Annotated in this window: 4 protein-coding genes; 2 read left to right on the top strand and 2 right to left on the bottom strand. The window is 55.5% G+C overall.

Translation table 11 applies throughout. The features are described from left to right. Positions 1-207: 207 nt before the first annotated feature. Complete coding sequence (locus LAP85_29525; GenBank protein MBZ5500551.1) at positions 208-1290, bottom strand: IS630 family transposase; 1083 nt, start codon at positions 1288-1290, stop codon at positions 208-210. A gap of 76 nt (positions 1291-1366) precedes the next feature. Between LAP85_29525 and LAP85_29520 the strand changes: the two genes are divergently transcribed. Beyond that, positions 1367-1894: a hypothetical protein gene (locus tag LAP85_29520; protein MBZ5500550.1), complete on the top strand. Its 528-nt coding sequence runs from the start codon at positions 1367-1369 to the stop codon at positions 1892-1894. A gap of 319 nt (positions 1895-2213) precedes the next feature. Here LAP85_29520 and ltrA read toward each other — a convergent pair whose 3' ends face one another. Then, positions 2214-3605 (bottom strand): group II intron reverse transcriptase/maturase, encoded by a 1392-nt coding sequence (ltrA, locus tag LAP85_29515; GenBank protein MBZ5500549.1) that lies wholly within the window; start codon positions 3603-3605, stop codon positions 2214-2216. 555 nt (positions 3606-4160) lie between these two features. Here ltrA and LAP85_29510 point away from each other — a divergent pair. Further along, complete coding sequence (locus tag LAP85_29510) at positions 4161-4910, top strand: site-specific integrase (protein MBZ5500548.1); 750 nt, start codon at positions 4161-4163, stop codon at positions 4908-4910. The last annotated feature ends 75 nt before the right edge of the window (positions 4911-4985 follow it).

Raw genomic sequence — 4985 nt, 5'->3', positions numbered from 1 at the left:
ATTCAATACCCATAGGCGTCCGCCGCAAGCAACAGCGGCTTCCTTCAAGTGACCTTATCGGAAATGCCCCGGCAAGTTCTGGTTCCTTTGTTATCGCGGATTTCTGCGCCGTGGCATTTCCGATGAAGGCTTACCACTATACGACAATTGACTGCCGTATTCCTGCAAATCTCAATGAAATCATAGGCAAGCGGCTGTATGATGGAACTAGTGTAGTGCGTCAAACGCTTCTTTACATTTGGCAATCTTCGAGAGGATACGCTCAACGGGCGCGCTCCAAACGAAGGTTTGCGGATTCTGATTGTGATTAGTCAGGTACTCATCAATTGCCGCAGTGAGTGCCGGAACGCTGTTGAAAGAACCGCGGCGCAACCGCTTTTGCGTGATCTCGCGGAACCACCGTTCCACCAGGTTCAACCAAGAGCTGGAAGTCGGTATGAAATGAATATGGAAGCGCGGATGCCGGCTCAGCCAAGACTGAACGCGAGGATGTTTGTGAGTTCCGTAGTTGTCCACGATCAAATGCAAATCCAGTTCGGGCGGAGTCTCGAAATCGATCGTTTTGAGGAACCGGATGAACTCCTGATGGCGATGTCGCGGCATACAATCACCGATGACTCTGCCATCAAGCGTGACCAAGGCGGCGAACAACGTCGTTGTGCCGTGGCGCTTGTAATCATGGGTCATGGTGCCACAACGCCCCTTCTTCATCGGCAGGCCAGGCTGTGTGCGGTCAAGTGCTTGAATCTGGGACTTTTCGTCAACACACAGTACCAGGGACTTATCCGGAGGATTGAGATACAGCCCGACAACGTCATAAAGCTTCTCCACAAATTGTTTGTCGCGGCTCAGCTTGAAGGTTTTGGTCAGGTGCGGCTTGAGGCTGTGCTGTTTCCAAATGCGTCGGACGGTGGCTTCACTCACACCCTGAGCTCTGGCCATGAGCCTGGTGCTCCAGTGAGTCGCGTTTTCCGGTTTGCTGTGCAACGTGGCCTCTACAATCCGCCGAACTTTTCTATCGGAGATCCTGGGAATGCGACCGGGGCGGGGAGCGTCCTTCTCGAGCCCCGCCAAACGCAGCCCCAGAAAACGCTGGCGCCAAAGTTGCACTGTCGGACGAGAAATCTCCAGCACTCGCGCGATTTCCTGGCTTTGAACACCGGTGGCGGCCATTTGAACAATCTGTGCGCGTTCAATAAGCCGCGCAGGAAGGGTTCGGCTACGCGCCCAACTTGCCAAAGTCTCGGCTTCGGACGCCGTAAGTATGATGGAAGCTGCTGTTCTGCTCATGAATTCCATCATACCGCAAAGAAACCCATATATAAAGCTATTTATGACGCACTACACTAGCAGGAGACCGGCAAATATGATCTGGCTGACCTTAGCCGTGGTACTTTCAGTGCTCCAGATTCACTCTGAGGCAGCGCTCCTGCTCAAAGGAAGTGAGATTTGGGCGACCCGAGACATCAAATGGGAAAAGGCTCCGCCCGAATATAATCCAAATCTCAGTTCGGGCAGTGCAACAATCCTCTATTTCCGGTCTGATGGCCGATTCGGAATGATCCATTGCAGACTTAACAAAGGGCAAAATTACATGGTCGTCAGTCTCGGAGATGGGCAAGTAGTCTACGAAGGATTCTGGAAACCAGACGGCGACGAGATCATAGTTCGATATAGGCTAATGTACCGCACAGTATCGGTCATCGGCGAGAAACTTCCTGGGCCAGAAATATCGTCGGCGGTTCAACTGAAACGGGCGGGAGGCGGTCAGTCGATCAGCGAGCTTATGATGAACGATCTTGTATTTGCGCCCTTTGCGGATAAGCTGAATGGAAACGAGATCCAGAAGGAGTTTTTCCACTTTCCAGAGCTAATTTCTCCAATGAAGAAATAATCTCGAAATCATCAAAGGCGGATGGCAGTACCGGCATTCCGGGTGAGTTACGGCCAAACCGGAAACTACCCCCACCCCCCCGGAACGACCTAAGGGCGAATCTGCGCATACCCCCTCGGATATACGCGCAACAAAAAAGGGGGCGTTTTTTGCGCGATAACCGAAGGCAATTCGCGCCATCACTTCGCAGAGGTCGTTTCTGGAGAGCATCGTAGTTTCCGGTCACGCCACTTGATCGGCATAGGGGCGGCGGTCGCCCGCCGACCCCTGCCACACCACCGTGCATACGGGTCCGTACACGGCGGTTCGATGGGTTACGCTAGCCCTCCTCGATCAATGCCGGAAGCCCGAGCGACTTGAAGTACGCATTGGAAAGCCCCACAGACAGAGCCTTGGCCCGGGCAAGATACCAAGGGCCACGACCGCTGCCGGCAGTATTGCTTGCCAAACGCGGACGTACCCCCAGTTCCAACAGCGCTGCCCGGCGACGGCGTGGAGTTTTCCACTGCCGCCACAGAGCCGCCCTAAGTCGCAACCGGACCCAGCGGGTGAGGTATACCAGCACGTCGGGCGTCTCACAGAAACCGAAATAGCTGCGCCAGCCCCGCATATACAGAGCCAGTTCCTCTATCGTCGTCTCGATGCTGACGCTCTTAGCCCGCCGTGTGATCTCCCGGATCCGCCGCTTGAACCGCTCCAGAGCTTTCGGCGCAATCGTGCGCTTCACCTCCGGGCCGGTCGTAAAGCTGAACCCGAGAAACTTCCGCTCCTGCGGCCGCGCTACCGCGCTCTTCGCCTCATTCACCTTGAGCTTGAGCTTCTCCGTGATGAATCGCGTGACGCTTTCCATCACCCGTTGCCCCGCCCGCTTGCTGCGAACGTAAATGTTGCTGTCGTCCGCGTAACGAACGAAACGATGGCCCCGGCGCTCCAACTCCCGGTCGAGTTCGTCGAGCACGAGGTTGCTGAGCAGTGGCGAAAGGGGACCCCCTTGCGGAGTCCCTTCCACGCTTGGGCTGACCAACCCGTTCTCCATCACCCCGGCATTCAAAAATGCCCGGATGAGCTTCAACAGCCGCTTCTCTTCAACACGCTTGGCAATCTGACCCATTAGTTTGTCGTGATTGACTCGGTCGAAAAATTTCTCCAAATCAAAATCAACGACCCACGTGTAGCCTGCGGCGATATACTGCTGCGCCTGTACTACTGCTTGATGGGCTGACCGTCCCGGTCGAAAACCGTAGCTGTAATCGGAGAACGTCCGGTCCCACCGCCTCTGCAGAACCTGCATCACCGCCTGCTGGATAAACCGATCCAGCACCGAAGGAATTCCAAGCTTTCGAACTCCTCCTCCGTCCGGCTTGGGGATTTCCATCCTCCGTACCGGCTTCGGCTCGTAAGTGCCGCTCAACAGCTGTTCCCGGATGGCTGGCCAATGCTGTTTCAGGTAGTCCGTGAGTTGGCCGACAGTCATCCCGTCAACACCCGCACTACCCTTATTGGCCTTTACCTGCCGCAATGCTTCCATCAGGTTTTCTCGCTCACATACCTCCTCCATCAGTTGATTCGTGCTGGCTGGGCGTTCGGGTACACTTATCGTCCGAGACGATTCGGTCTCTTTCCTTCCTGCTCTGCGGGCTTCACCCACTGGCCCGGGAGAAAAGTCCAGTTCCATCTGGATGTTCTGCCGCTTGTCGTTCCTGAGATTCATGTCCTGTTCGCCTCTCCTATCGTTCGGGCCTTCAGCCACCGTTTCCGGCTCGGCCTATCTGTTGACTCCACCTTTCGGTCTGGAGTGCCTCACTAGCCTTGCCGACGGCATGACCTAATATGCCCTCTGCTGACTTCTGCCCTGCGATCAAGTTGCCTCTCAGCCGCCTCAGTCGCCGAAGCGACACAGGGCAGATCTCCTGGGGTAAGCTCAGCTGCCTTCCATGCACAGTCGCCGAATCTACGCTTCGTACCTTTGATGGATACGGACTTTGCGGTAAGTTGCCCGCTCGTCCGGCGCTCGCGCCTTATATCCGGTTCTTGTCCATCGACTCGCACGTTTGCTATACGCTTCCTTCAGACCCCGCCTCGCGGCGGTAGCCCTTGCGTTCTCGCTACCCTTCACCTCCATCAGGTTGGTAGAGGACTTTCACCTCCAAGCTGCTGAGCATGCCCAGCACACAACGAAGCCGCTGTCGCGGCGGACTGGTGCCAATAGTCTTTGTGGCGGCGATAATGCCGTGACGTAGTAAGGTGGGGTCACAAGGAGGTGCTTGTGACCCGCTTAAGACAAAAGATGCTGGAGGAACTCCAGCGGCGAAATTATGCAAAATCGACGATTCGCGTATACCTGAGAGTCGTCGCCGATTTTGCCCGACACTTCGGAAAATCGCCCGACAAACTCAATCCTGATCACCTGCGCAGTTACCAGGCTTATCTGCTCACGAACCGCAAGCTTGCAGTCCAAAGCGTTGTCGCCAGTGTAGCCGCTTTACGGTTTTTCTTTATCCGCACCCTGAAGCGTCCTGAGTTCCGCGAGGATCTGCCGTATCCAAAACGGCACAGAAAGTATCCGATAATCCTCAGTCCCGAGGAAATGACAAGGCTGATCAATGCCGCTCGGACTCTGACACACCGCGCTCTGCTGAAGGTGCTTTACGGTACGGGATTGCGCCGAGAGGAAGTTTCCCTGCTGAAAGTTGCCAATATCGATAGTTCCAGAATGACGATCCACGTTGAATTCGGCAAAGGAGGCATTCCGCGGTTTGTTCCGCTCAGCCCTGTCCTGCTCGAAACCCTGCGTGAGTACTGGCGCTGGAAGAAACCGAAAGGCTACCTGTTTCCTAGCACCGACGGCCGGAAAGGCAAGGAGCGCCCAATCTCCGACAAGACGGTGTATCACGCCTGCGTCACTGCCGCCCACCGCGCCGGCATCAAGAAGAGGGTCACTCCTCATCTAATCCGCCACTATCAACCCTGCCTGACTATGTCGAGCGATACCGGATCGGTGAGGCTCTATATCTGAAGAAATCAGGTCACGGTGTGGATGCGGTGAGTGTTTCGCTCGACATAGTCTTTTAGGGCTTACAGGCTGTTGAGG

This window comes from Terriglobia bacterium, assembly GCA_020072565.1.
Taxonomy (GTDB): domain Bacteria; phylum Acidobacteriota; class UBA6911; order UBA6911; family UBA6911; genus JAFNAG01.
Note: the sequence above shows the minus strand (reverse complement) of the source record. Positions and strands in the feature narration are given on the sequence as shown.

Bases quoted from the DNA above. Each gene is read 5' to 3' on its own strand.
- LAP85_29520 (MBZ5500550.1), top strand. From the start codon at position 1,367: ATGATCTGGCTGACCTTAGCCGTGGTACTTTCAGTGCTCCAGATTCAC.
- ltrA (MBZ5500549.1), bottom strand. From the start codon at position 3,605: ATGAATCTCAGGAACGACAAGCGGCAGAACATCCAGATGGAACTGGAC.
- LAP85_29525 (MBZ5500551.1), bottom strand. From the start codon at position 1,290: ATGAGCAGAACAGCAGCTTCCATCATACTTACGGCGTCCGAAGCCGAG.